Origin of the sequence: Roseobacter ponti (genome assembly GCF_012932215.1) — a bacterium.
GTDB classification, from domain to species: Bacteria; Pseudomonadota; Alphaproteobacteria; order Rhodobacterales; family Rhodobacteraceae; genus Roseobacter; species Roseobacter ponti.
Genome location: NZ_CP048788.1, coordinates 3,426,549 through 3,451,702 on the forward strand (window position 1 = coordinate 3,426,549; position 25,154 = coordinate 3,451,702).

Annotated in this window: 24 protein-coding genes; 10 read left to right on the top strand and 14 right to left on the bottom strand. The window is 62.7% G+C overall.

What is annotated here, in order from left to right; translation table 11 throughout:
* Positions 1-91: 91 nt before the first annotated feature.
* The 4 genes from G3256_RS16375 to G3256_RS16390 all read left to right on the top strand — a co-directional run bounded on the left by G3256_RS16375 (position 92) and on the right by G3256_RS16390 (position 8,483).
* Positions 92-2,509, top strand: a complete 2,418-nt coding sequence (locus tag G3256_RS16375; RefSeq protein WP_169641840.1) for a GcvT family protein — start codon at positions 92-94, stop codon at positions 2,507-2,509.
* The gene (locus G3256_RS16380; RefSeq protein ID WP_169641841.1) at positions 2,506-4,047 is read left to right on the top strand and encodes a trimethylamine methyltransferase family protein; all 1,542 of its coding nucleotides are present in this window, start codon (positions 2,506-2,508) and stop codon (positions 4,045-4,047) included. The genes G3256_RS16375 and G3256_RS16380 overlap by 4 nt, the downstream gene beginning before the upstream one ends.
* 137 nt (positions 4,048-4,184) lie before the next feature.
* On the top strand, positions 4,185-5,312 hold the full coding sequence (locus G3256_RS16385) for an efflux RND transporter periplasmic adaptor subunit (protein WP_169641842.1): 1,128 nt from the start codon (positions 4,185-4,187) through the stop codon (positions 5,310-5,312).
* 6 nt (positions 5,313-5,318) lie between these two features.
* On the top strand, positions 5,319-8,483 hold the full coding sequence (locus G3256_RS16390) for an efflux RND transporter permease subunit (RefSeq protein ID WP_169641843.1): 3,165 nt from the start codon (positions 5,319-5,321) through the stop codon (positions 8,481-8,483).
* A gap of 1 nt (position 8,484) precedes the next feature.
* On the opposite strand, the gene G3256_RS16395 is transcribed toward G3256_RS16390, so the two are convergent.
* From G3256_RS16395 to def (G3256_RS16415), 5 genes are read right to left on the bottom strand one after another with little or no spacing between them, the layout of a single operon-like run.
* Complete coding sequence (locus tag G3256_RS16395) at positions 8,485-8,721, bottom strand: hypothetical protein (protein ID WP_169641844.1); 237 nt, start codon at positions 8,719-8,721, stop codon at positions 8,485-8,487.
* An 11-nt stretch (positions 8,722-8,732) separates the two neighbouring features.
* Positions 8,733-9,638 carry a methionyl-tRNA formyltransferase gene (fmt, locus tag G3256_RS16400; RefSeq protein ID WP_169641845.1) on the bottom strand — a complete coding sequence of 302 codons (906 nt, stop codon included), beginning with the start codon at positions 9,636-9,638 and terminating at the stop codon, positions 8,733-8,735.
* Positions 9,639-9,655: 17 nt separating this feature from the next.
* Positions 9,656-10,153 carry a peptide deformylase gene (gene def, locus G3256_RS16405; RefSeq protein ID WP_169641846.1) on the bottom strand — a complete coding sequence of 166 codons (498 nt, stop codon included), beginning with the start codon at positions 10,151-10,153 and terminating at the stop codon, positions 9,656-9,658.
* Positions 10,150-10,653, bottom strand: coding sequence for a peptide deformylase (gene def, locus G3256_RS16410; RefSeq protein WP_169641847.1), 504 nt, complete (start codon positions 10,651-10,653; stop codon positions 10,150-10,152). The genes def (G3256_RS16405) and def (G3256_RS16410) overlap by 4 nt, the downstream gene beginning before the upstream one ends.
* Positions 10,650-11,168 carry a peptide deformylase gene (gene def, locus G3256_RS16415; protein WP_169641848.1) on the bottom strand — a complete coding sequence of 173 codons (519 nt, stop codon included), beginning with the start codon at positions 11,166-11,168 and terminating at the stop codon, positions 10,650-10,652. The genes def (G3256_RS16410) and def (G3256_RS16415) overlap by 4 nt, the downstream gene beginning before the upstream one ends.
* Before the next feature lie 110 nt (positions 11,169-11,278).
* Between def (G3256_RS16415) and G3256_RS16420 the strand changes: the two genes are divergently transcribed.
* Positions 11,279-12,475, top strand: a complete 1,197-nt coding sequence (locus tag G3256_RS16420; protein WP_206040765.1) for a MalY/PatB family protein — start codon at positions 11,279-11,281, stop codon at positions 12,473-12,475.
* On the opposite strand, the gene G3256_RS16425 is transcribed toward G3256_RS16420, so the two are convergent.
* Entirely contained in the window at positions 12,459-12,833 is a 375-nt protein-coding gene (locus G3256_RS16425) for a hypothetical protein (RefSeq protein ID WP_169641849.1), read from the bottom strand. The genes G3256_RS16420 and G3256_RS16425 overlap by 17 nt on opposite strands.
* A gap of 177 nt (positions 12,834-13,010) precedes the next feature.
* On the opposite strand from G3256_RS16425, the gene G3256_RS16430 reads away from it, so the two are divergent.
* Entirely contained in the window at positions 13,011-13,985 is a 975-nt protein-coding gene (locus tag G3256_RS16430) for a glutathione S-transferase family protein (protein WP_169641850.1), read from the top strand.
* Between the two features lie 8 nt (positions 13,986-13,993).
* Here the strand turns inward: G3256_RS16430 and G3256_RS16435 are convergent, their stop codons facing one another.
* Positions 13,994-14,380, bottom strand: coding sequence for a DNA-binding transcriptional response regulator (locus tag G3256_RS16435; RefSeq protein ID WP_169641851.1), 387 nt, complete (start codon positions 14,378-14,380; stop codon positions 13,994-13,996).
* Between the two features lie 324 nt (positions 14,381-14,704).
* Here G3256_RS16435 and cbiB point away from each other — a divergent pair, with 324 nt between their 5' ends.
* Together cbiB and G3256_RS16445 are read left to right on the top strand one after the other, a co-directional pair.
* Entirely contained in the window at positions 14,705-15,613 is a 909-nt protein-coding gene (cbiB, locus tag G3256_RS16440) for an adenosylcobinamide-phosphate synthase CbiB (RefSeq protein WP_169641852.1), read from the top strand.
* A 13-nt stretch (positions 15,614-15,626) separates the two neighbouring features.
* Entirely contained in the window at positions 15,627-16,796 is a 1,170-nt protein-coding gene (locus G3256_RS16445; protein ID WP_169641853.1) for a lytic murein transglycosylase, read from the top strand.
* Positions 16,797-16,910: 114 nt separating this feature from the next.
* Here G3256_RS16445 and G3256_RS16450 read toward each other — a convergent pair whose 3' ends face one another.
* Both G3256_RS16450 and smc read right to left on the bottom strand, forming a co-directional pair.
* Complete coding sequence (locus G3256_RS16450) at positions 16,911-17,276, bottom strand: hypothetical protein (RefSeq protein ID WP_169641854.1); 366 nt, start codon at positions 17,274-17,276, stop codon at positions 16,911-16,913.
* A gap of 50 nt (positions 17,277-17,326) precedes the next feature.
* Positions 17,327-20,782: a chromosome segregation protein SMC gene (smc, locus tag G3256_RS16455; protein WP_169641855.1), complete on the bottom strand. Its 3,456-nt coding sequence runs from the start codon at positions 20,780-20,782 to the stop codon at positions 17,327-17,329.
* Between the two features lie 174 nt (positions 20,783-20,956).
* On the opposite strand from smc, the gene G3256_RS16460 reads away from it, so the two are divergent.
* Positions 20,957-21,598 (top strand): HupE/UreJ family protein, encoded by a 642-nt coding sequence (locus G3256_RS16460; protein WP_169641856.1) that lies wholly within the window; start codon positions 20,957-20,959, stop codon positions 21,596-21,598.
* Between the two features lie 67 nt (positions 21,599-21,665).
* The gene (locus G3256_RS16465; RefSeq protein WP_169641857.1) at positions 21,666-22,436 is read left to right on the top strand and encodes a FadR/GntR family transcriptional regulator; all 771 of its coding nucleotides are present in this window, start codon (positions 21,666-21,668) and stop codon (positions 22,434-22,436) included.
* Between the two features lie 87 nt (positions 22,437-22,523).
* Here the strand turns inward: G3256_RS16465 and G3256_RS16470 are convergent, their stop codons facing one another.
* The 5 genes from G3256_RS16470 to G3256_RS16490 all read right to left on the bottom strand — a co-directional run bounded on the left by G3256_RS16470 (position 22,524) and on the right by G3256_RS16490 (position 25,082).
* Positions 22,524-23,093, bottom strand: coding sequence for a F0F1 ATP synthase subunit B (locus G3256_RS16470; protein WP_169641858.1), 570 nt, complete (start codon positions 23,091-23,093; stop codon positions 22,524-22,526).
* A 4-nt stretch (positions 23,094-23,097) separates the two neighbouring features.
* The gene (locus G3256_RS16475) at positions 23,098-23,634 is read right to left on the bottom strand and encodes a F0F1 ATP synthase subunit B' (protein ID WP_169641859.1); all 537 of its coding nucleotides are present in this window, start codon (positions 23,632-23,634) and stop codon (positions 23,098-23,100) included.
* A gap of 86 nt (positions 23,635-23,720) precedes the next feature.
* Positions 23,721-23,945: a F0F1 ATP synthase subunit C gene (locus G3256_RS16480; RefSeq protein WP_011567586.1), complete on the bottom strand. Its 225-nt coding sequence runs from the start codon at positions 23,943-23,945 to the stop codon at positions 23,721-23,723.
* Between the two features lie 55 nt (positions 23,946-24,000).
* Positions 24,001-24,747: a F0F1 ATP synthase subunit A gene (locus G3256_RS16485; RefSeq protein ID WP_169641860.1), complete on the bottom strand. Its 747-nt coding sequence runs from the start codon at positions 24,745-24,747 to the stop codon at positions 24,001-24,003.
* Positions 24,748-24,749: 2 nt separating this feature from the next.
* Entirely contained in the window at positions 24,750-25,082 is a 333-nt protein-coding gene (locus G3256_RS16490) for an AtpZ/AtpI family protein (protein WP_169641861.1), read from the bottom strand.
* Between the last annotated feature and the right edge of the window lie 72 nt (positions 25,083-25,154).

Here is a 25,154-nt window from a genome sequence, read left to right on the forward strand (position 1 = left end):
TGTTGACGCAGCCCGGGCTTTGCGCCTAGCGTCCCGGTGATACTGGACAGTTGTGTACAGTATCACCGGCAGGCTGTTCAGGAGATCGGGCATGAAATCGCATTACCGCGTGGTCGTCATCGGGGGAGGCGTCGTCGGTGCGTCGGTTCTTTATCACCTGGCAAAGCTTGGCTGGACCGATGTCTGCCTCATTGAGCGCTCTGTGCTGACCGCCGGCTCCAGCTGGCACGCCGCAGGCGGCATCCACGCGCTGAACGCAGACCCCAACATTGCCGGGCTGCAGGCCTATACCATCGATCTGCTGAGCGAAATCGAAGCCGAAAGTGGCCAGAACATCGGGCTTCACATGACCGGCGGGCTTACGATGGCCGGTACGCCGGACCGCTGGGAATGGCTGCAATCGGCCTACCGCACCTTCCAGTCCATCGGCATCGAAGACTGTCGCCTTGTGAGCACCGAAGAGGCCGTGGCGCTCAATCCGATCATGTCGGGCGAGGGTCTTCTGGGCGGCATGTGGGCCGACCGCGAAGGCTATATCGACACCACCGGCACGGTGCATGCCTATGCGGGCGCTGCCAGAAAGCGCGGTGCGGAAGTGATCGAGCGCAACCGGGTGCTGGAACTGAACCAGACGCTGCAGGGCTGGGAAGTTGTCACCGAAAAGGGCACGGTGTCCTGCGAACATGTGGTCAATGCAGCCGGCCTCTGGGCCAAGCAGGTCGGGCGCATGGCGGGCATCGAACTGCCGGTGAGCCCCCTCAACCACCACTATCTGATCTCTGACACGATCCCGCAGCTGGAAGAGCTGGACTTCGAGGTTCCGATGACCGTCGATCTGGAAGGTTTCACCTATCTGCGGCAGGATCAGAAAGGGGTGTTGCTGGGCATCTATGAGATCAACCACCAGCACTGGATGATGGACGGCGCGCCCTGGGAATACGGCTTTGAGCTGCAGCAGGAAGACCCTGACCGGATCGAGCATGAGCTGACCCTGGGGTTCAACCGATACCCCTGCCTGCAGGAGGTCGGCGTGAAGACCTGGGTCAATGGTGCCTTCACTTTCTCGCCGGACGGCAATCCGCTTGTGGGACCGGTACGCGGCAAGCGGGGCTACTGGTCGGCCTGTGCCGTGATGGCGGGTTTCCTGCAGGGCGGCGGCGTCGGCAAAAGCCTTGCTGAATGGATGATCCACGGCACGCCCGAGGCCGATGTTTATGGCATGGATATCGCGCGCTATGGCATCTGGGCAGAGAACAAACAGTATATCAAAGAGACCACCGGCCAGTTCTATACCCGCCGGTTCGTAATGACCTATCCCAACGAACAGCTGCCCGCGGGCCGGGTGCTGAAAACGCCGGGCGCTTACGCGGATATGACCGCGGCGGGCTGTCAGTGGGGGCAGAGCTGGGATCTCGAAGTGCCGCTCTACTTCGCTGAGACCGGTTTTGAGGAAACGCCCGCGCTCAAACGCTCCAATGCCTTTCCGATCGTCGCCGATGAGTGCCGGGCAGTGCGCGAAGGCGTGGGCCTGCTGGATATCTCCGGGTTTTCCCGCTTTGAGGTGACGGGGCCGGGAGCGGAGAAGTGGCTCGACAGAATTATGGCGTCAAAACTTCCAGGACCCGGGCGCGCGCGGCTGGCACCGATGCTGGCCGAAGACGGCCGGCTCAAGGGTGATCTGACCGTGTTTAACTGGGGCCCGGACCCGGACGGACAAACCACATGGTGGATCATGGGCAGCTACTACCTGCGCGCCTGGCACCTACGGTGGTTTGATGATCACATAGACGAGGGGGTTCAGGTTCGCGATCTGGGCGATGATACTGCCGGCTTCTCTCTTTCAGGTCCGAAATCGCGCGCGGTGATTGAAAAGCTGACCGACGGGCCGGTGGGCGATCTGCCCTTTATGGGCTGCGGGAGTTTCGATATCGGGTTGCTGCGCTGTAAAGTCGGGCGGCTCTCGGTCACGGGTGAGCTTGGCTATGAGATCCATTGCCGCGCGGGCGATCACGCCACCCTGCGGCGGATCCTGCTGAAGGCCGGGGCGGATGCGGGTATCCGCGAAGTCGGGTTCAACGCCCTGCTGAGCCTGCGGCTGGAGAAAAGCTTTGGCATCTGGAATGCGGAATTTACCCAGGGATACACCGCTGGCATGACCGGCATGGACCGCTGGATCGACTGGAACAAGGACTTCACCGGCAAAGCGGCGGCCCTTGCGGAACGCGACGGCAACGGACCCGCGCGCCGCCTTGTGACGCTGGAAATTGCGGCGGATGAAGCGGATGCCAGCGGCTATGAGCCGGTCTGGGCGGGGGCCGAAAAAGTTGGCTTCGTCACCTCAGGCGGCTACGGGCACACAACCGGCAAATCGCTGGCCATGGCGCTCGTGGATGTGGCGCATTGCGCAGAAGGCTCAGACCTGTCGGTGCATGTGGTCGGCGTGGAAAAGAACGCCAAAGTCATCGCGCCTTCGCCTTATGACCCGGCGGGACAGGCCATGCGGACGTGACCATCGCGGAGAATAAAGGGCGACGCCGCACCCGGCGTGGCGGCAGCACGCCCGCACCGGCGCGCGACATCAACTACCGCAGTCTGCGCAACCCCTTCCCGCCGGCCCGTGTCTTCACTGACGACCGGATTGCCGCGATCCACGAGGCCGCTCTTTCTGTTCTGGAAGACCTCGGGCTCAAAGTTCTGCTTCCCGAGGCGCGCACCCTCTTCGCCAGAGCCGGCGCGCGCGTTGATGACAGCACAGAGATGGTGCGGATCGGGCGCGAGATCATCGACGCCGCGCTTGTCACCGCACCGAAATCGGTGACCGTGCGCGGTGGTGCCCGGCCACGCGACGTGTTGCTGGAACAGGGATCACTGGTGTTTCAGCCCGGTGCCGGTGCGCCGCATGCCACCGATCTGGTGCGCGGCAGACGGCCCGGCCGGGGGCAGGATTTTGCTGAACTGGTGAAACTGACGCAGTATTTTGACGTGCTGCATATGATGCCGCCGCTTGTTGAGCCGCAGGACGTGCCCATGCATCTGCGCCACTATATGACCATGGAAACGATGATGGCACAGTCTGACAAGGTGCCCTTCATCTTTGCGCGCGGCACGCCGCAGACCGAACAAAGCTTTGAAATGCTGCAGGATTTTCGGGGGCTTTCGGATGAAGAATTCCGAGCGGAGAGCCATTCCTATACGATCATAAACACCAATTCGCCGCGCCAGATCGACATCCCCATGGCGCGCGGTCTGATCGATTTCGCACGCGCCGGACAGATCAGCATCGTGACCCCTTTTACGCTGATGGGCGCGATGGCGCCTGTCACGGTCGCCGGCGCCATGACGCTGAGCCACGCCGAAGCGCTGGCCGCCATCGCGCTGACGCAGCTTGTGCGCCCCGGCGCGCCGGTCTGCTATGGTACGTTCACCTCAAACGTGGATATGAAATCGGGCGCGCCCGCTTTCGGCACGCCCGAACATTTCACGGCGAGCGTCGTGGCGGGCCAGCTTGCCGGGCGCACCGGGCTGCCCTGGCGCTGCGCTACCGGCTCGGCTGCCAACCTCAGCGATGTTCAGGCGGCACAGGAAACGCAGTTCGGCCTCTGGGGCTGTCTTCTGTCGGGCGCCACGGTAGTTCTGCATGCGGCGGGCTGGCTGGAGGGCGGGCTGACCGTTTCCTATGAAAAGCTGATCACCGATGTTGAGGTGCTGCAGATGGTGGCCGAGCTTTGTGCCGGCACCAGTGCGGAAGACGCCGATATCGCCCTTGATGCGCTGGCCGAAGTGCAGCCGGGCGGGCATTTCTTTGGCGCGCAGCACACGATGGAACGCTACCAGACTGCCTTTTACGAACCGCTGATCGGTGATCTGTCGAATTACGGTACCTGGTCGGAACGGGGTGCGGTGGATACCACAACCCGGGCCTCTGATCTGTGGCAGAAAATCCTGAATGAAGCGCCCGGCCCCAGGGTCGACCCCGAGGCTCTGGCACGGCTGCAGGAATATGTCGCTGTGAAATCGCAGGCCGGCGGCGCGCCCCCGGAAAGCTGAGCGGACCGCTGAAACAATAGTCATCTGACGCCATTGTGTTACACTCCCGGCGACGGATCGGATATATCCTTTGAATTCAGCCGAAAAACGCTAGGTCTGTACTGTCTCTGAAACAACTTTTCCCAAAGGGCTTCCCGATGATGCGCCTTCCCGATCCCGTCCGGGCCTTTGCCATTACCGCAATGCTGATCTTTGCCGCGGGCGGCCCACCTGCCCTTGCACAGGGGCGGGCCGCCGCCGTCGGCGTGGAAACCGTTGAGACCCGCAGCATTGCCGAGACCATTCCGCTTTTTGCAGAGGTCGTCACATCGCGCGAGGGTACCATCGCCAGCCGCATCTCCGGCACCATCGACAGAGTTCTCGTGCTCGAAGGCGTACTGGTGGCCCAGGGCGAGGTTCTGGCCGAGCTCGACACCGAACTGCTGAGCATCCTCAACCGCCAGGCCGAGGCCCGCCGTGCGGAAGCCAGTGCCGGCATCGCCACGGCAGAGGCGCGCACCGAACGCGCGCTGAATGCGCTCAACCGTATCGAGGGCCTGCGCGATACCACTTCTTTCTCCACCAGCCGTTTTGACGAGGCTCAGGGCAATTACTTCGAGGCACAGGGTCAGCTTGCCGAAGCCGAGGCCCGGGTGCAAAGCGCCGAAGCAGCCCTTGCCGAGACCCGGTACCAGCTTGAACGCGCCCGCATTACCGCGCCTTTCACCGGCATCGTGCTCGACGTGCACACCAACCCCGGCGAATTTATCAGCTCGGGCGCTCCGGTTGTCTCCCTGCTGGATATCTCCGCCTTTGAGGTCGAAGCGAGCGTGCCGGCGCGCTACATCAGCGTGCTGAAAACCGGGCTGGCGGTCAAAGGCACCACCGAAACCGGCGAAAAGCTCGACATGACGGTGCGCGTCCTGCTGCCCGTAGAGGACCCCTCCACCCGCACCCGGCCTGTGCGCTTTACCTCACCGCGTCTGCTGGAAATGCCCGGCACTGCCATCGGGCAGTCGCTCACCGTCTCGATCCCCATCAGCAAACCTCGCGACGTGCTCTCGGTGCCCAAAGACGCGCTGGTTCAGGCGCGTGGCGGCTGGACCGTTTTCGTCAGCGAGGACGGCAAGGCTCAGCCGCGCATGGTGCAGATCGGAGTGGCCCTTGGCGACCGTTTCGAGGTGCTTGACGGGCTGGCCGAAGGCGACGTGGTCGTCACCCGCGGCAACGAACGCCTGCGCCCGGGCCAGGATATCGCGCCTATGGGCGGCGCGGATCAGGGGTAGCGCCGCATGGATATCATCCGCTTTGCAATCGAGCGCCCGGTCGCTGTTATTGCCGCCGTGATCATGGCGGTGCTTTTTGGCATCATCGCGGTCAGCCGCATCCCGATCCAGCTGGCACCCGACGTGCGCAAACCGATTGTGGTGATCGAAACCGTCTGGCCGGGTGCCGCGCCCTCCGAGGTCGAGCGCGAGATCATCAACCCGCAGGAAGAAGCACTGCGCGGGCTCGACGGGCTCGACATTATGACCTCCAGCGCGCGCACGGGGCAGGCCGAGATCACCCTGGAGTTCGGCATCGGCACCGATATGAGCCAGTCCCTGCTGCTGGTCTCCAACCGCCTCGACCGCGTGGGCGATTACCCCGACGAGGCCGGGGAGCCCTCGCTCGACACATCGGGTGCTGATGACAGTCCTATTGCGTGGGTGCTGCTGACGGCGCTGGAGGGTAATAACCGCGTCATGGCAACCTTCGGCGACTTCGTCGAGGATGTGATCAAAGACCGTGTTGAACGCATCGAAGGGGTCTCCGCCGTTAACGTCTTTGGCGGGGTCACGCAGGAACTGCAGGTGGTGGTCGATCCGCGCCGTCTGTCGCGCTTTGATCTGACCGTGCCGGAAGTCGTGCGGGTGCTGCGCAGTGAAAACATCTCACTGTCCGCGGGCGATGTCGAAGAAGGCAAGCGGCGTTATATCGTGCGGGCCGAAGGCAATCTGAACACAGTCGAGGCGATCCGCTCGGTCGTGCTGCGCTCTGATATCAGCGCCGGCGGATCGGGCCGGGTGCGCGTAGGCGACGTGGCCGATGTGAGCTTTGCCTATGAGGATCCCACGGCGCGCCTGCGCTTTCGTGGTGAGCCCGGGCTGGCCTTCAATATCGTGCGCGAGCCAGGCGCCAATGTCATCGAAACCATGGAAGCCGTGCGCGAGGTTCTGACCGAACTTAACGACGGACCGGTCACCGATGCCGGGCTCAGAATGCGCCAGGTCTATGACGAGACGGTCTATATCAACGGCGCGATCAGTCTGGTGACACAGAACATCTGGATCGGCGGCGGACTTGCCGCGCTGGTTCTGCTGATGTTCCTGCGCAGCCCGCGGGCGACACTGGTGGTCTCGCTCGCGATCCCGGTCAGTATCGTCGCGACATTTGTGGCCATGGCCGCCACAGGGCGGACGCTGAACGTCATTTCGCTCGCGGGTATCGCCTTTGCCGTGGGCATGATCGTGGATGCGGCCATCGTGGTGCTGGAAAACATCTACCGGCTGCGCGAACAGGGTAAATCAAGGCGCGAGGCGGCTTATATCGGGGCGCGTCAGGTCTGGGGTGCTATCCTTGTGTCGGCACTGACCACGGTGCTGGTCTTTGTGCCCATTCTGATCATGCAGCTTGAAGCGGGTCAGCTTTTCCGTGACATCGCGGTGGCTATTTCGGTTTCGGTCCTGCTGTCGCTGGTGGTTGCCGTCACGGTGATCCCGGCGCTCGCAAGCCGGCTGCTGAAACGTGGGACGCAGAGCACAATGCGAATCTGGGGTCTGGATCATCTGGCCGGCGCCTTTCATGGCCTTGTGATGGCCTATGTGCGTCTCACCGTGCGGTTCCGGGCCATCGGCCTGATGATGGTTGTGCTGATAGCGGGGGGCGCGGGCGTGGCCAGCATCGCCTTTCTGCCGCGACTGGAATACCTGCCCGAAGGCAACCGGAACCTCGTGTTCGGCCTGATTATTCCGCCGCCCGGGTACAATCTCGACACCACGGAAACCATCGCACAGCGCATCGAGGCCGTGGCCCGCCCGCTCTGGGAGGCCGCCCCCGAAACCGAAACCGCCGAGGGCACACCGACGATCGAGAACTTCTTCTTTGTTGCCCGACCGGGCGCGAGCTTTGTCGGCGCTGCCGCCGTCGATGGCAGCCGCGCGAGCGAGCTTATCCCGGTTCTTTCAGGTCCGATTTTCGCCGAACCCGGCACTTTCGGCTTTATGACACAGCCATCGCTCTTTGGCCGTGGCGTGGGCGGCGGGCGCACCATTGAGCTCAATATCTCCGGTCAGGATCTCGACGAGATCCTCGGTGTTGCAGGTCAGGCCGCGGGCATCATCTCGGGCCTGCTGCCGCGCTCTGAAGGGCACCAGTTCCGCCCCATCCCCGGCCTTGAGCTTGGCGCGCCCGAAGTCCGGCTGGTGCCCGACCGGCTGCGCCTTGCCGATGCGGGGCTCAGCAGTTCCGATCTGGCGACCACCGTTGATGCCTTCAACGACGGGCTGCGCGTGGCAGAGATTACCGTGGGTGCCGAGCGGATCAACCTGATGCTCAAAGGCGATCCGGGTCTGCAGACCGCACAGCGCACCCAGGACATCGGCAATTATCCGGTGGTCACCCCCGGCGGAGAGATCGTGCCCGTCTCGGCGCTGGCCGAGGTGGTGGTCACCGCCGGCCCGACCGAGATCCGGCACCGTGACCGGTTGCGCACTGTCACGCTCGAGGTCCGGCCCTCAGACGCCCTGCCCCTTGAGGCCGCGGTTGAACTGCTGGAGGCAGAGGTTGTCAGCGTGCTGACGGAACGCGGCCTGCCCGATGGCATCCGCGTGAGCGTTTCCGGCACCGCCGATCAGCTCAGCCAGACCTGGGACGCCATTCAGATCAACCTCGCCGTGGCGCTGGTGATCGTCTTTCTGGTCATGGCGATCCTCTTTGAAAGCTTCGTGCTGCCACTGGTTATTCTGATCTCGGTGCCTGTTGCGGCTGCGGGCGGCGTGGGCGGGCTGGCGCTGCTCAATACCTTCCAGACGCAGCCACTGGATATGCTGACCCTGCTGGGGTTCATCATTCTGGTCGGTATCGTGGTCAACAATGCCATCCTGATCGTGCATCAGACGCTTTATCACCTGCGCGACGAGGGCATGCCGCCCATCGAGGCCATCGAAGAGGCCACGCGCAACCGCATCCGTCCGATCTTTATGTCCACGCTGACGTCCGTTTTCGGCATGCTGCCGCTGGTCGTCTTCCCGGGCGAGGGGTCGGAGCTTTACCGCGGCCTCGGTGCTGTGGTTGTCGGCGGTCTGTCGATGTCGGCGTTTCTGACGCTGCTGACGGTGCCACCGCTGCTGCGGCTCTGCGTGCGGGCGCCTGCGCGCGACGATGAAGAGGCGCTCTCGCCGACCCCGGCGGAATAACCTATCTGCGCCAGTGAAACGGCACGATGATCAGCGCACCGACTGAGGCGAGGATGGCGTTCATGCCCGGGCTTCTGAAGCCGATCCCGAACATCAGCGTGATGAAATAAAACACAAACGCCCCGCCCACGCAGATGATGATGCTCTGCAGGATACCGTTACGGGTAAAACCTGAGCGCTCGGAGAGGTATCCGACGATGCCCGCGATCACGATTGTGCCGATCAGGGTTGGAAACATGCGTTTTCTCCTCAGAGGACCGTGCCGGGGGCCAGCAGCCGGCCCCGCAGGAATTCATCAGCGTTCTGTGCGCTGCCGCCGGCGCGTTGCAGCCGCATGAGTTCAACCGCACCCTCGCCACAGGCGACCCGCAGCGGATCATGCAGCACGGTACCCGGCGCGCCCCCGCCCTCCGCCGGTTTTGAGGCCAGCAGTTTGATGCGGGTCTCTCCCTGCGTCGTCCAGGCGCCGGGAAACGGCGAGAGCCCGCGGATCCGGCGGTCGGTTTCTTCTGCCGGGCGGGTCCAGTCGATACGCGCCTCGGCTTTGTCGATCTTGGCCGCATAGCTCACCCCGGTCTCAGGCTGCGGTTGCGGCACCAGCGTCGGCAGATGCTCAAGCGCTCGGGTGATCAGCGCCGCCCCCATCGCGCTCAGCCGGTCGTGCAGCGCGCCTGTGGTCTCTTCCGCACCGATCGGCGTGGCCTCGCGCAGGAGCACCGGGCCGGTATCGAGGCCGGCCTCCATCTGCATGATGCAGACACCGGTTTCCGCGTCCCCGGCCATGATCGCGCGGTGGATGGGTGCCGCCCCGCGCCAGCGCGGCAACAGGCTTGCATGGATGTTCAGACAGCCCTGCGCGGGGGCATCCAGCACCGCCTGCGGCAGGATCAGACCATAGGCAACGACAACCGCCACATCCGCGTTCAAAGCCGCAAAGTCGGTCTGCGCCTCTTCGGATTTCAGCGAGACCGGGTGGCGCACCTCCAGCCCCATGTCGCGGGCGCGTGCCTCAACCGGCACCGGGCGTTCTTTCTTACCACGGCCCGCAGGGCGCGGCGGCTGACAATAGACGCAGGCAATCTCATGACCGGCAGCGACCAGCGCTTCCAGTACCGGCACGGAAAACTCCGGCGTTCCCATGAATATCACGCGCATGATCCGTCCCCCGTTTCTCAGCTCTGCAGTTTGCGTGCCCTGCGCAGCAGCATATCCCGTTTCACTTTGCTCAGCCGGTCGAAATACATTCTGCCGTTCAGGTGATCAATCTGATGCTGCACGCTGGTGGCTTCCAGCCCGACGAAATCGCGCCGGGTCAACGCGCCGGTTTCATCCAGGAACCGCACCGCAACGCCGCGCGGTCGTCTGATCACCGCACTGAAGCCCGGCAGGTTCGGACTCGCCTCATCGTGCTCGTGGAAAACCGATGAGGCATCAATAATCTCAGGATTGGCCAGCCGGATGCGGCGGTTGCGCGCATCCGAGGCATCGATCACGGCCACCCGCAGCATGACGCCGATCTGCGGGGCGGCCAGACCCACGCCGGGCATCGCGTCCATTGTCTCGATCATATCGTCCCAGAGGGTGCGGATCTCATCCGTGACGGCGCCAACCGGTTCCGCCACAGTGCGCAGACGCGGATCGGGCCACATCACAAAAGCGCGCTGTGTCATGTCAGTGCCGTGTCCCGTGTGCTCAGCAGCTCCGCCCTGACCGGTTCACTCAGATGATCCAGAGTGACAATGCCGTTCAGATGATCAAGCTCATGCTGCACACAGGCCGCCTCAAATCCCTCAAACCATGCGCGCTGCTCCGCGCCCTGAAGATCGGTCCAGGCCGTTTCGACCCGCGCCGGACGCGTCACCCCTGCCAGAATACCGGGGATCGACAGGCACCCTTCATCGCGTGTCACTTCATCCTCTGAGACCGCAATCAGCACCGGGTTGATAAAGACAAGGGGCGCGGGCTCCGCGTCTTTCCAGCAGGCGTCCATCACAAAGATACGCTGCATCACGCCCACCTGCGGGGCAGCAAGGCCGCGCCCGGGTGCGGCATACATCGTCTCAAGCATATCCGCGGCAAGGCGCGCGATATCAGGTGTGACGGCAGGGATATCCGTGCAGACCCGGGCCAGCCGCGGATCCGGCCACTGCAGGATCGGCAGGACGCTCATGCGCGCGCCAGTTCGCGTTTCAGTTTGACCATTTTGCGGGTGATCATCTGGCGCCGGAGCGGCTTGAGATAATCGATAAAGAGTTTGCCATCGAGGTGGTCGATTTCGTGCTGGGCACAGGTGGCCCAGAGCCCGGTAAACGTTTCCTGCTGCTCTCTGCCATCGCGGTCGGTCCAGCGCACGTCCACTTCCGCCGGGCGGGTGACATCGGCAAACTGTTCCGGGATCGACAGGCACCCTTCCTCATAGACGCTGGTCTCGTCCGAGGCCGCGATGATTTCCGGATTGAACATAATGAGCGGGCGGGGTTTTTCGTTCTCGCCTTTCACGCAATCGAGTACAATCAGGCGCTCGGGAACGCCGACCTGAGGAGCCGCGAGCCCGATGCCCGGTGCATCATACATCGTCTCCAGCATATCATCGGCCAGAGCGCGCAGTTCATCGCTGAGATCAGCAACGGGGGCGGCGGTCTTTTTCAGCCGCGGGTCGGGATGCAGAAGGATGTTGCGTTTCATGGCCTTCATTTAGGCGAGGAATGGCCGCGCTGCAACACAGAGAGCGCAACCGCCCCTTGCAGCGGACCGTAAACCGGTTAGCTATGCAGCACCATGTTCAGGAGATAACCATGACCGTCCAGCCCGTTGCCGACCCGCGCTTTGATACCATGACTGACCGTCGCGGCACTCACAGTGGCAAATGGGATTACATGGAGCGTCTTTACGGGGTGTCGCCGGATGACGGGATTGCGATGTGGACCGCCGACAGCGACTGGCCCACAGCACCCTGCGTGACTGATGCGCTGCGGCGCGCGGCGGATCACGGGATTTTCGGATATGTGCCGGCCTATGATGAATACCACGCCGCAATTCAGTGGTGGATGAAGAACCGGCACGGCTGGGAGATTGAGCAGAACTGGATTCTGACGGCACAGGGGCTGGGCAACGCAATCGCCGTGGTGCTCGATGTCTGCAGCGCGCCCGGAGACCATGTGGCGACATTCACACCCGTCTATCACGAATTCAGGATGAAGATTAACCGCGCAGGGCGGCACGTGACCGAATGTCCGCTGAAACGTGACGGCGACCGCTATGAGCTTGATATGGAGGACGCGCAGAACCGGCTTACCGGCAGGGAGACCGTTCTGCTCTGGTGCTCGCCGCAGAACCCCTCGGGGCGGGTCTGGACGGCGGATGAGCTGCGCGAAGTGGCTGACTTTGCGCGCCGCAATGATCTTATTCTCGTGTCTGACGAGGTGCATCAGGATCTTGTCTATCCGGGCAACCGGTTCGTGCCGATGCATGTGGCAGCGCCCGACATCACCGACAGGCTCATCGTGGCCACGGCTGCATCCAAGACCTTTAACATTGCGGGTCAGCGGACGGGCAACATGATCATCCCCGATATTACCCTGCGCAAGCGTATTGCGTCACGTCTCAGCGCGCTTGATTACAAACCTTCGTCACTCGGACTTACGATGATTGAAGCGGCCTATTCCGAAGAAGGTGCCGAATGGGCGGACGCCCAGGTGCGGTATCTGTCGGAAAACGTGGCGCTCTTCAATTCGGCGATGGATGCCATTCCGGGCGTGCACGCGCTTCCGCTGGAAGCCACCTATCTGGCCTGGGTCGATTTTTCCGGCACCGGTATGAGCTATGAGGAGATCTCGGAGCGGGTTCTGAAAACGGCCCGTATCGCACCAAGCGCGGGCCCGGATTTCGGAACCGGCGGCGAAAGCTTTCTGCGCTTTAATCTGGCCACGCCGCGGGCACGGGTCCAGGAGGCCTGTGACCGGCTGACGGCCGCGTTCAGCGACCTGCAGTAGGCTCGGGCTGCCGTCCGTCGGCAATCAGGCCGACAGGGGCATCATCGGCACGTTCGAAATCAAGCGCTGCTTTACCTGTAACGGCTGTGGCGCGTTTGAACTCGTACTGCATCTCGCCAGCTTCTTCTTCGGTCGCAACGATCAGACACTGAAAAAGGTGGACGCTCCCGTCATAAAGATCGACGAGACCGCGCAGAGAGGGGCCCCCGGCCTGCGTCGTGAAGCCGGATTTCCACATGCGCAGTACGGGTGTGAGGTCTCCGTCCACATCAACCCTCAGACGGGTGGATTTACGCAAAGCCGCGAGCCGTGCTTCGTTCAGGCCGTCCTGAATTTCTTTGGAAAAGATCGCTTCCATACCGGTGCACTCCGTTAACATACGGCTTCAGGTTGGCGTCTGATGTACAAAAATCAAGTAAAGATTTCATAGTTTTGCCACAGTTATGTGCGCGTCTGCCGCCCCTCCTGCGCATTTCTGCCGGTATGTCCTCCCGACCCGCAGGGCTAAGTTCATCAGCAAAATAAGGAGTTCAGCATGGGTCTTCTCGTTGACGGGGTGTGGCACGACAAATGGTATGACACAGGGTCCACCGGTGGAAAATTCAAACGCGCGGATGCAAAATTCCGGAACTGGGTCACGGCTGACGGTGCGCCGGGGCCGTCCGGCGACGGGGGCTTTGCCGCCGATTCGGGGCGTTATCACCTCTATGTCAGCTATGCCTGCCCATGGGCCCATCGCGCCCTGATCTTTCGCAGGCTCAAAGGGCTGGAGCCGCATATCGAGGTATCGGCGGTCCATCCCGACATGCTGGGGGATGGCTGGACCTTCCGGACGGATGCGTATGGCGCGACAGGTGACCGGCTCTATGGCCTGCCCTTCGCCCGCGATATCTACACCCGCGCAGATCCGGTGTTTTCCGGGCGCGTTACGGTGCCTGTTCTGTGGGACAAAGAGCGCGAAACGATCGTGTCAAATGAGAGCTCCGAGATCATCAGGATGTTCAATTCCGCTTTTGACGGGGTGACAGGGAACACCGACGATTACTGGCCTGCCGATCTGCGCGATGCAATCGCGCCGGTGAATGACCGGATCTATGACACGCTCAACAACGGCGTTTACAAATGCGGCTTTGCCACCAGCCAGGAGGCTTATGACGGCGCGGTGCATCCGCTCTTTGACACACTGGACTGGCTTGAGGCGCGTCTCACGGACAACCGCTATCTGATGGGCGACCGTCTGACCGAGGCGGACTGGCGCCTTTTCACGACGCTGATCCGGTTTGATCAGGTGTATCACCTGCATTTCAAATGCAACCGGCGGCGGATCATTGATTACCCGGCGATCCGGGGCTATCTGCGCGAGCTTTATCAGATGCCCGGTATCGCAGAGACTGTGAACTTTGATCACATCGTCCGGCATTATCACTACAGCCACGAGACGATCAATCCGTACCGGATTATCCCGATCAACCCTGTGCCGGATTTTAACGCGCCGCACGGGCGCGGCTGATATCCGGTTCAGGCCGGCGCGGGCCCCATGTGTTCGTCCTTGTGCCCGTGATGCTCCACCATGGCTGTCAGGTCGTCAGGGGGCGTGCGTGTCGGCAGGAATGCACAGGCATTTGAGGCCACGGAAAAGATCGATCCGTCGGAGAAAAACGACGTGTTGGTGACAAAAATGATCCGCGCATCGGGGTGTCGATAGCTGGCATAATCCGCAATAGCGAGCGCCGAGCCTTCGCCGATGACAAGGTTCATGATGATCACATCGACGTCGAACGAACTCAGATAAGCGATCGCCCGCCCCTGATCGGCCACGCGCGACACGACCATGCCGGCACGCTCAAGATGTCCCTGCCAGAGACCACCGAGATTATTGTCGCATTCGACGATGAGAACTTTCACGAAAATACCTATCAAACTACTAATTTTAACGCGTGCAACTGTGGTCGGCGCGAAAGGTTAACAAATAATTAATTTGCCGGGGCCGATACAAATACGCAGCGTCCGGCTTGCGCCAGTGGCCATAATCCGCTTTCTGAAAACCTGCGACGCGCGGATTCATGCCTGGAAATTCACTCAACTCAAAGGTGAATATTATTTCATTCAACTCAAACTGGCAAGTCTGCGCATGTGAGTCGTTCCGGGTCCCGGGCCTGACCGGAGTTTCAGCATGATATCAGTCACCTGCAGCCCGGCCATCCCCTGCCCGGGGTCCGGAGACCCCTCTTGAGCCTCGCCGCCCTGCTCATATTTGCGCTTTTGCTGGACGCGCTTTTTGGCGAACCGGCATGGCTCTGGTCACGCCTGCCACATCCTGCCGTGCTGATGGGACGGCTGGTCGGCGCGCTCGACCGCCGCCTGAATACCGGAGACAGTCGCGGGGCTGCCGGGGCCCTCGCCGTGGTAATCCTCGTGGTCAGCGGACTTGGCGCAGGGTTTCTGCTGTCACTGGCGGGACCGCTTGCCGAAGTTATCATCGCAGCCATTCTCCTCGCACAGCGCTCCCTGGTCCAGCACGTAAGCGCGGTGTCTGCGGCTCTGCGGTCATCCCGCGATGAAGGCCGCGCCGCCGTGTCGATGATCGTCAGCCGGGACACATCTGCGATGGATGACAGCGCCATCGCCCGGTCCGCAATTGAAAGTGCGGCAGAGAACCTCTCGGACGGGGTGATAGCACCCGCGTTCTGGTTCCTGATCGGCGGGCTGCCCGGCATTGTCACATACAAGCTTATCAATACGGCAGACAGCATGATCGGCTACCGCACTGAGAAATACGAGGCGTTCGGGCGGGCCGCCGCACGGCTTGATGATCTGATGAACCTGATCCCGGCCCGTCTCACAGCGCTCCTGCTCGCTCTGGCGGGGCGCGTCACCGATCTGCACGGTGTGCGCGCGGATGCCGGGCTGCACCGCTCGCCCAATGCGGGCTGGCCCGAGGCCGCCCTGTCGCGCGCGCTCGGGATCGCGCTCTCGGGGCCCCGCACCTATGACGGCAGGATGCAGGATTTTGCCTTCGTCAATGAAAACGGCCGGCGCGCGCTCTCTGATGTGGACATTGACGCGGCCATCGCCATGCTGTGGCGAGCCTGGGGCCTCTTTCTGGCCCTGTGTTTTGTTTTTGTCATCTTGTTCTGAACGGAGTTCCGCGATGCGCCCTGCTTCACTCATCCTCGCCCTGACCCTTGCCGCAGCCCCGCCTGCAGCACAGGCCTGTGGCGGTTCATTTTCCGGTTTCGTCGCGGATCTGGAACGCGAGGCAGTGTCACGCGGCCATGATCCGGCGGCGGCGAGGCGCTTTTTCTCCGGCATCCGGCAAAGCCCGTCTGTGCTCAAAGCAGACCGCGCTCAGGGCGTGTTTCAGAAACCCTTCATCGATTTTGCCCGCAATCTCATCTCGGCCTCCCGTCTGAAACAGGGTCAGGCCAAGAGCGGCCAGTATGATGCGGTGTTCGACCGGATTGAGCGTACATACGGGGTGAACCGCGGTGTCCTGCTGGCCTTCTGGGCGTTCGAAACCGATTACGGCGGCTTTCAGGGAAACTTCAACACCGCCAACGCGCTGGTGACGCTGTCACACGATTGCCGGCGGCCGGAGCTTTTCCGGCCCCAGGTCTTTGCCGCCCTTGAGCTTTACGAGCGCGGTGCTTTTGATCCGGCCACCACCACAGGTGCCTGGGCCGGTGAGATCGGCATGGTGCAGATGCTGCCCCGCGACATCATCGAAAGCGGTGTGGATGCCGACGGGGACGGTCGTGTCTCGCTGAAAACATCTGCGCCGGATGCGCTGACCTCCGGGGCTGCGATGCTCAGCAGCTTTGGCTGGCGGGCCGGTGAGCCATGGCTTCAGGAAGTGCGCGTGCCGGCCGGCATGGACTGGTCACAAAGCGGCGTCGACGTGTCAAAGCCGGTCCGCGACTGGGAAGCCATGGGCGTTTCCGCACGCTCCGGGAACCTGTCACACGGGCTCACCGCCTCGCTCATCCTGCCACAGGGGCATAAGGGGCCGGCCTTTCTCGCCTATCCGAATTTCAACGTGTATTTCGACTGGAATCAGAGCTTCACCTATGTGCTGACAGCCGCCTATTTCGCCACCCGCCTCGAAGGGGCACCGGTCTTTGACGCGCGCGCTCCGGAGACCGGCCTGTCGGGCGCAGACATGAAGTCCCTGCAGCGCAGGCTTCAGGCGCGCGGCCATGATGTTGGCAAAATCGATGGCATCCTTGGAGCGGGGACGCGGGCCGCGGTACAGAAAGAACAGGCGCGGCTTGGTCTGCCGGCGGATGCCTGGCCCACACCCGCGCTGCTGTCGCGTCTCTGACGTACAGACCGTTAACGTCTTTTTAGCCGCTTTTGTCTAAAACCTTACGCGAAACAATCATTCAGGTTTGTTTTCTACCTTCCGACCCTGTCCGGGCCAGCCCCGGCAGGGTCATTATTTTTGGGCGGGCCGGACAGGATATCGTTCGCCGTCTTCGGTGAGCAGCACAATACGCCCGGCACTCTCCACATACCTGTCACATCGTGAAAAACCATTCAGATACGCGATACAGACCGTCCCGTCAGCGGCGATACTGTAGCGGCCAGGCGCGGACTGACCGCCTGCATAGGTGTAAGAATAGGTATCCCCCGGTCCGTAAGCCGAGCGACCGTCATCGTAAAAGACAAGCGTCCGGCCAGCGGTAAGGGTATCGACCTCATCGGCCGACAGGGTTCGGTCGCTGTCGCGCAGTGCCCAGTCCTGAGACAGCGCAGGCCCCGCGAAAACAAACACTGAGATAAAGAGCGCCAGATGTTTCATCGTGCGAGGCTCGCACAGAAACCGGCCCGTGCTGATACAAGTTCAGGTGATCAGGCAACCATCGTTTCGGCTTTTTTGAGATCCACAGACACAAGCTGGCTCACGCCCTGCTCGGCCATCGTCACACCAAAGAGCCGGTCCATCCGTGCCATCGTCACCGCGTGGTGGGTAATGATCAGGAACCGCGTATCGGTCTGGCGGCACATCTCATCAAGCAGATCGCAGAAGCGCGTGACATTGGCGTCATCGAGCGGCGCGTCCACCTCGTCGAGCACACAGATCGGCGCGGGATTGGCCAGAAACACCGCAAAGATCAGCGCCATGGCCGTCAGCGTCTGCTCACCGCCCGACAGCAGGCTCAGCGTGCTCAGTTTCTTGCCCGGCGGCTGGCACATGATCTCAAGGCCGGCCTCCAGCGGATCATCGCTTTCGACCATCACCAGATTGGCCTCACCGCCCCCGAAGAGGTGTTTGAAGAGCATCGAGAAATTCGTGTTTACCTGCTCAAACGCCGTCAGCAGACGCTCGCGTCCTTCTTTGTTAAGTCCGGCGATGCCGCTGCGCAGGGCCCGGATGGCCTCTTCAAGATCGGCCTTTTCACCGGTGAGCGTGTCATGCTCGACCTGCACTTCTCTGGCGTCTTCTTCAGCGCGCAGATTGACCGCGCCCAGGGCATCCCGCTGGCGTTTCAGGCGGTTCACATCTGCCTCAAGCGCGTGCACGTCGGGCATGTCATCGGGTGTCGCATCAAGCTGGCCCAGAAGCTGAGAGGGGGTGACCTGCGCGTCATCCGCGATGCGTTCCGCCGCCATGGCGACGGTTTCGCGGGCGGCCTCGCTGCGCGCTTCTGCACCGGCACGGGCCTCACGCGCCTCAGAGGCGAGGCGTCCGGCCTCGCGCTCGGCATGGGTCGCCTCGCGCAGTGACGCTTCGGCCTTTGACAGCGTATCCGAACTTTCTGCTTTGCGCACCTCTGCGGTTGCGATGGCCGCGCTCAGTTCTTCGCGTTGCGTTGCCAGAGCGGCAGGGACGGCCCCGGCTTCCCCGAGCTCTGCTTCGGCACCTGCCTTGCGTTCGGCCAGTTCAGCCGTGCGTTTCTCCGCCGTCTCAAGACGGTGACGCCAGCCGCTGATTTCCTTTGTGACTTCCTGTGCCCGCCGGGTGCGCGCCTCGCCTTCGCGACGCAGCTCGTCATGGGCCGACCGGCGCGACATCATCGTGATGCGGGCGGCCTCTACGGCGATCCGTACAGCCTCCACCGCCGCGCGCGCTTCGGTCAGATCGCCCAGTTCCTCCAGCGCGCGTTCGGCCTCTTTCAGCCGGGTGCGGGCGGCCATCGCCTCTTCTTCATGGCGCGTCACGGCAAGGCCCAGCGATTCCAGTTTACCCTCTGCGAGGTTGCGGTCAGCTTCTGCGCGGCTCAGCGCCCGGCCTGCCTCGGCCACGAGCCGGTCGGCATCACGGCGCGCCTGGCGGGCCATCTGATCGGCCCTCGTGAGCTCTGCCAGCTGTGCCGTCAGACGGTCATGCGCGCCCTTTGCGCCTTCGGCCTTCTGCGTCGCTGTCTCAAGCCCCTGTTTGAGCTCCTCAAGCCGGTTGAGCTGCTGCAGACGCAGCGCCGCTGCCGATGGTGCATCCTCCGCCCAGGCCCGGAACCCGTCCCAGCGCCAGAGGTCGCCTTCGGTCGAGACCAGCCGCTGACCAGGGGCCAGATCGCGTTGCAGACGGGGCCCGTCATCCGCATCCACAAGGCCGATCTGAGACATGCGGCGCGCCAGAACGCCGGGCACAGTGACAAAGAGAGAGAGCGGCTGCGTGCCCGCAGGCAAAGCCTGATGCGCGTCATACGCGGGCAGCACGGCCCAGCCCGACGGGCCGTCATCGGCCACCTCGGGCGCGCGCAGATCATCCGCAAGTGCTGCCCCCAGCGCCTTTTCATAACCTGGTTTGACCTGGACATGATCAAGCACCTGACCACCCTCGGCCGTATCCCGCGCCACCAGCTTGGCCAGTGCGCCCGCTTCTGCACGCAGGGCATTTGCCTCGCCCTCGGCCTCGGAGCGGTGCGCCCTGGCATCTGCCTCACGGGCCTGCGTCTCTGCCCTGGCGTCTTCGGCCTCCTGCAGGGCACTGTCGGCATCGGCGGCGGTCTTCACTGCCTGCTCTTCTGCGGCTCTGGCGGTGGCGTAATCACTGCCGGCTTTCTCCAGCGCGGCCTGGCTCACGGCAACCGCCTCGCGCGCCCGCGCGGCCTCGCCCCCGGCGCGGCTTTCGGTCTTGCGGCTGTCTTCCAGCAGGCGCTGCGCGGACTGATGGCGGGCCGCCAGCCGCGCCATATCCTCTGTCTGCTCAGACATCTCGCTCTCGCGGGTCTGAAGTACGGCGGCCGCCTCGCTGGCCACACCCGCAGCCTCACTCAGCTTGTCCTCATGGCCCAGGGCGGCCTTCTCCAGCTCGCGCGCTTCCCATTCCAGCCGCCCGATGGTTTCGCCCGCATCCCTGTTCAGACCGCCCTCGCGCTCAATATCGCGGGTCAGCTGGGCAATCCGCCCGGTGAGCGTTTCGATCAGCTGTTCGGCGCGTGCCTCCTGATCGCTCAGGGTGTCACGCTGCACGGCAAGTCGCTGCAGGACCGCAGCCGCAATCGCCTCCTCCTCGCGCAGCGGCGGCAGAGCAGCCTCCGCCCCTTCGCGCGCCTTCGCGGCCTGCCGGACGGCGCTTTCAGCCTGCGCGGCTTCGGTGACTTTCACGCGCAGCGCGTCTTCGGCACGGCTGCGGGCTTCGTCGGCTTCGCGCCAGCGGCGATAAAGCAGCATGCCCTCGCTGCGGCGCAACTCATTGCCGATTTCGCGGTAGCGCGCCGCCTGACGCGCCTGACGGGCCAGTTGTGCCAGCTGTGCCGCCAGCTGCTCGATCACATCATCTACGCGCGCGAGATTGGTCTCGGCACCTTTCAGCTTCAGCTCCGCCTCATGCCGGCGCTGATAAAGACCGCTGATCCCGGCGGCTTCCTCAAGGATCCGCCGGCGGCTTTTCGGCTTGGCGTTGATCAGCTCTGCAATCTGCCCCTGCCGGACCAGCGCGGGGCTGTGCGCCCCCGTCGAGGCATCCGCGAACAGCATCTGCACATCACGGGCCCGAACGTCTTTAACACCGACTTTATAGGCGCTGCCAACGTCGCGGGTGATGCGCCGCACAATCTCCAGCGTGTCGTTTTCATTAAAACCTGCCGGCGCCAGACGCTCGGAATTGTCGATATGCAGCGCCACTTCAGCAAAATTGCGCGCCGGACGCGTCGCCGCCCCGGCAAAGATCACATCCTCCATGCCACCGCCACGCATCGCCGTGGGGCGGTTTTCGCCCATCACCCAGCGCAACGCCTCCAGCAGGTTGGACTTGCCACAGCCATTGGGGCCCACAACGCCGGTCAGCCCGTCCGCGATGATCAGATCGGTCGGATCGACAAAGCTTTTGAAGCCGGTCAGTCTGAGTTTCGAAAAGCGCAAGGCAGTCCCTGTGATGTGATTCCGTTTCTGCCCTGCAGCCTGGCGTCCGGAGGGGACGCAAGTCAACCTAAAGCCACCACCGGCTGCGGTTCGCGGGCACTTATCCACAACATATTGAGGCATTCCCGGCAAAACTCTGCCAGTTGATTGACAATCCCGGCCGCAAACGGTCCGATGGGGCGGACCTTTCCTGTGGATCTGCGGATGCGCCTTGCAGCCCTTCTTTTCTTTGTGATGACGGCGTCACCTGCCCTTGCTCTGGTGGCCGGTACGGGCGTGCCGACAGAGACCGTTGGCTATGGGATTATGAAGGGGCTTGCCCATCCGGTAGCCGGCTTTGAGCACCTGCTCTTTGTGCTGGCTGCGGGGGCGGCTGCGGCGCTTGCGGGCCAGGCTTTGCCGGGTATTCTCAGCTGGGTTGCCGGGATGACGGCTGCGTCACTGGTAATCCTGCAGAGCGGCGATCTGCCGGTGCAGCAGGTACTGGGCGGCGGCGCGCTTGTGCTCATCGGCGGGCTCATCGCTTCGGGGCGACGACCCTCTGTTCCGCGTCTGGCGATCGTTTTCTTTCTGGGCGGGGTGCTGCAGGGCGCCATCTTCAGCGCGGGCATACTCGGGCCGCTGACCACACCGGGGCCTGCGGGACTTGCCGGGTATCTCGCGGGTTTTGCTGCCACCCAGGCCCTGATCGCCTGCACGGCGGCTCTGCTGGCCGCGGGCGTGCGACCGCTCTCGGTACGCCTGGCCAGTGCGGCAATGCTGAGCGCCGGGGTGCTCTTGTGCTTTGAAATGGCCGAGGCGGCTCTGGCCGGTTAAGGCCTGTCACGAAATGAATTGCTGCGCGTCTGATCTGGTCATATAATTTGACCAATCAGGAGTTTTCATGCCCTTCCGACCCGTCCAGTCCGAGAAACTATCGACCGCCGTGGTGCGCCAGATCGAAGAGCTGATCCTGCGCGGCATCCTGCGTCCGGGTGAGCGTCTGCCCTCCGAACGCGAGCTTGCAGAACGGCTGCAGGTCTCCCGGCCCAGCCTGCGCGATGCTATCGGCGCGCTGCAGGATCAGGGGCTGCTCAGCACCCGGGCCGGTGCCGGCGTCTATGTGGCAGAGGTGCTTGGCTCCGCCTTTGCGCCCGCCCTCGTAGAGCTTTTTGCGCGCCATGATGAGGCGGTCTTTGACTACATCTCCTTCCGGCGCGACATGGAGGGTCTGGCGGCAGAACGCGCAGCCCGCCTTGCCTCTGCGACCGACCTGGAAGTGGTGCAGACCGTCTTTGATAAAATGGAAGCCGCCCACAGCAAGCGCAGCGCCGAGGACGAGGCACGCCTCGATGCGCAGTTCCACATGGCCATCATCGAGGCCAGCCACAACGTTGTCATGCTGCATATGATGCGCTCAATGTATGATCTGCTGCGCGGCGGCGTCTTCTACAACCGCCAGATGATGTTTCGCCAGAAATCGACGCGCTCTGAACTGCTCGACCAGCACCGCGCAATCAATGCCGCACTGCAGGCGCGGGACCCCAAAGGCGCGCGCGCCGCTGTCGAAAGCCACCTGAATTATGTTGAAGCCGCGCTGCGCGATCTGGCCCGCACCCTGCGCAATGAAGAGGTCGCGCGCCAGCGGCTGGATCACGAAACAGCACAGACCTGACCCCGTCAGGGCAAAGAAAAGCCCCGGCCACATTGCTGTGCCGGGGCCTGTTGAAAGCGCGCGGGATACCCCGCAAACCATTCCGGATCAGTGCAGTTTTTTCTCGACCTGCCCTATGGCGTCATCGATGAGTGCATTGGCATCTGATGCTGAGAGCTGTTTGGCAATCACTTCGCGGGCAGCAGCGATCGCGATGGCCACCGACTGGTCGCGCACGTCTTTGATTGCGGCGGCCTGAGCGTTTGCGATCTGCTCTTCCGCCGCTGTCATGCGTCGCTGCAGTGACACTTCGAGATCGGCGCGGGCCTGCTCTGCGGCGAGCTTTGCGTCTTCTCTGGCAGAGGCCACGATACGGTCCGCCTGATCCTGCACTTCGCGCTGTTTGCGCTCGTAGCTGGCCAGCAGGGCCTGTGCTTCGTCGCGCAGCGCACGGGCCTCATCAAGCTCGGACTGAATGCCTTCGGCGCGCTTGTCCAGCATACCGGCGATCAGCGTCGGCACGTTGAAGTAAAAGAGCACCGCGATGAACAGAAGGAATGCCAGCAGCACCACAAAATCGGTATTGGCGAGCGAGAAGAACACATCCCCCGCCGCAAAGGCCGGCGTGGCAACCGCAAGGGCGGCACCGAATGTCGTCAGGCTGGTCAGAAAACGCATGATTTTATCCTTTCAGCCGGCTGTCCACGGCGGAGGTAATGGCCTGATCGTCTGCCTTGCCCCCCAGAGCCGTCACCAGTTCTCTGGCCGTGTCTGCAGCAACCACTTTGACCGCGTCGAGCGCACCTTCGCGGATCTCTGCGATGGCCTTTTCAGACTCGGCACTTTTCGCTGCGATCTCTTCGTCGGCTTTTGCAATCGCCGCGTCGAGATCAGCCTGAATTTCTGCTTTGGTCTCGGCCACGATGCGCTGTGCCTCAGCACGGGCATCCGCCAGCGCCTTGTCATAGGCGGCCTCGGCCTCCTGCGCTTTGACCTTCAGGTCTTCGGCAGCAGCAATATCGTTGGTAATGGTGCCCTGACGTTCCGACAGGACAGAGGCGATGCGGGGCAGCGCCACGCGCGACAGCACGAAATAGATCGCCAGCAACGCCAGGATCAGCCAGAAGATCTGGTTTCCCCATGTGGAGAAATCGAGTTGCGGCATCCCCGGGGCGGCCCCGGTCGTTCCCGCAGTTTCTGTTGCGACTTCTGTTGCCATGTCGGCCTCCAAATCGTCAGTCAGCAGCCGGGCCGCGCAGGAAATCCCGCGCCGCCCGGTCGGTAAGGAGTGTCGTCGTCGTTATATCAGACGGCAAACATCAGCAGCAGGGCGACGAGGAACGCGAAGATCCCGAGCGCTTCTGCAAAAGCGATACCGATGAAAAGTGTTGCTGTCTGCGATGCGGCCGCAGAGGGGTTGCGCAGAGCGCCTGCCAGGTAGTTGCCTGCAACGTTACCAACACCGATGGCTGCTGCCCCGGAACCGATTGCTGCCAGACCTGCGCCGATGTGTGCGAGTTCGCCTTCCATGTGAATTCTCCTTACGATTGGAAGTTGAGTATTTGAACGGGCGTTTCCGTCCGGATTAGTGATGCGGGTGAAGCGCGTCTTTGAGATAAACGCACGTCAGAATGGTGAAGACATAGGCCTGGATAAAGGACACCAGCACCTCAAGCCCGTACATCGCGGTGATCGCCACAACCGAGACCGGGCTGACCAGCGTGATAACGGCAAAGCCTGCGAAAACCTTGATCACCGCGTGGCCGGCCATGACGTTGCCTGCCAGACGAATGGAGTGGCTGACAGGGCGCACGAAATAAGAGATCAGTTCAATGATCGCGAGGATCGGCCGCAGGGCCAGCGGCGCTGATGAGACCCAGAACAGGCTCAGGAACCCGGCACCGTTTTTGACGAAACCCAGAATGGTCACGGTCAGAAACACGGCCAGCGCCAGCAGAACGGTCACGGCAAAATGCGATGTCGGCGTAAAGGCCGTGGGGATGAGACCCAGAAAGTTCGCACAGACGATGAACATGAACAGCGTCATGATGTAGGGGAAGTATTTCAGCCCCTCCTTGCCGCAGATATCCTCGACCATTTTGTAGACGAAACCGTAGGCAAGTTCGGCCACCGACTGACCGCGCGAAGGCACAACCGCACGTTTAGAGCTGCCAACGACCATCAGGAGGATCACTGCGATGACCGCAAAGCCCATCCAGAGTGCTGCGTTCGTGGGCGTGTACCAGGAGATGTCGCCGCCAAACAGAGGTTTGATGATGAACTGGTCCATCGGGTGGAATACCAGGCCGCCTTCTTCCGCATTTTCCGCCATTCTCAGGCTCCCTCGTCTTTCTCACCGGCCTCTTCGGCCATTTTCTTCTCCTGGATCTCTCTGGCGGAGCGAAGCATCGTTTTCACCCCGGCCGCGAGGCCCAGCATCACAAACACGACCATGAACAGGGGCAGTGTGCCAAGGAGCACGTCGAGCCCGTATCCGATGCCGAAACCGATCCCGAGACCGGCCACCAGTTCGATCACCATCCGCCAGGCGAGCTGTGCCTGAGAATAGTGTTCATCCGCCCGGGGCTTTGGCGCCTGCGCCGTTTTCGCGGCGTTGATCCGGGCCTCAAGCTGCGCCATCTGCTGCTTATGATCCGGGTCTGTCATGCGTCCGTCACCCCCTGCTGGAGTTGCCTCTGTGCTATTGCGCCCGCGCGGGTGAGTCAACGGGGCTCCGGT

Excerpts from the sequence above, each read along its gene's own strand:
- G3256_RS16375 (WP_169641840.1), top strand. The coding sequence starts at position 92 with ATGAAATCGCATTACCGCGTGGTCGTCATCGGGGGAGGCGTCGTCGGT.
- G3256_RS16385 (WP_169641842.1), top strand. The coding sequence starts at position 4,185 with ATGATGCGCCTTCCCGATCCCGTCCGGGCCTTTGCCATTACCGCAATG.
- G3256_RS16390 (WP_169641843.1), top strand. The coding sequence starts at position 5,319 with ATGGATATCATCCGCTTTGCAATCGAGCGCCCGGTCGCTGTTATTGCC.
- G3256_RS16395 (WP_169641844.1), bottom strand. The coding sequence starts at position 8,721 with ATGTTTCCAACCCTGATCGGCACAATCGTGATCGCGGGCATCGTCGGA.
- fmt (WP_169641845.1), bottom strand. The coding sequence starts at position 9,638 with ATGCGCGTGATATTCATGGGAACGCCGGAGTTTTCCGTGCCGGTACTG.
- def (WP_169641846.1), bottom strand. The coding sequence starts at position 10,153 with ATGACACAGCGCGCTTTTGTGATGTGGCCCGATCCGCGTCTGCGCACT.
- def (WP_169641847.1), bottom strand. The coding sequence starts at position 10,653 with ATGAGCGTCCTGCCGATCCTGCAGTGGCCGGATCCGCGGCTGGCCCGG.
- def (WP_169641848.1), bottom strand. The coding sequence starts at position 11,168 with ATGAAACGCAACATCCTTCTGCATCCCGACCCGCGGCTGAAAAAGACC.
- G3256_RS16420 (WP_206040765.1), top strand. The coding sequence starts at position 11,279 with ATGACCGTCCAGCCCGTTGCCGACCCGCGCTTTGATACCATGACTGAC.
- G3256_RS16425 (WP_169641849.1), bottom strand. The coding sequence starts at position 12,833 with ATGGAAGCGATCTTTTCCAAAGAAATTCAGGACGGCCTGAACGAAGCA.
- G3256_RS16430 (WP_169641850.1), top strand. The coding sequence starts at position 13,011 with ATGGGTCTTCTCGTTGACGGGGTGTGGCACGACAAATGGTATGACACA.
- G3256_RS16445 (WP_169641853.1), top strand. The coding sequence starts at position 15,627 with ATGCGCCCTGCTTCACTCATCCTCGCCCTGACCCTTGCCGCAGCCCCG.
- G3256_RS16450 (WP_169641854.1), bottom strand. The coding sequence starts at position 17,276 with ATGAAACATCTGGCGCTCTTTATCTCAGTGTTTGTTTTCGCGGGGCCT.
- G3256_RS16460 (WP_169641856.1), top strand. The coding sequence starts at position 20,957 with ATGGGGCGGACCTTTCCTGTGGATCTGCGGATGCGCCTTGCAGCCCTT.
- G3256_RS16465 (WP_169641857.1), top strand. The coding sequence starts at position 21,666 with ATGCCCTTCCGACCCGTCCAGTCCGAGAAACTATCGACCGCCGTGGTG.
- G3256_RS16470 (WP_169641858.1), bottom strand. The coding sequence starts at position 23,093 with ATGCGTTTTCTGACCAGCCTGACGACATTCGGTGCCGCCCTTGCGGTT.
- G3256_RS16475 (WP_169641859.1), bottom strand. The coding sequence starts at position 23,634 with ATGGCAACAGAAGTCGCAACAGAAACTGCGGGAACGACCGGGGCCGCC.
- G3256_RS16480 (WP_011567586.1), bottom strand. The coding sequence starts at position 23,945 with ATGGAAGGCGAACTCGCACACATCGGCGCAGGTCTGGCAGCAATCGGT.
- G3256_RS16485 (WP_169641860.1), bottom strand. The coding sequence starts at position 24,747 with ATGGCGGAAAATGCGGAAGAAGGCGGCCTGGTATTCCACCCGATGGAC.
- G3256_RS16490 (WP_169641861.1), bottom strand. The coding sequence starts at position 25,082 with ATGACAGACCCGGATCATAAGCAGCAGATGGCGCAGCTTGAGGCCCGG.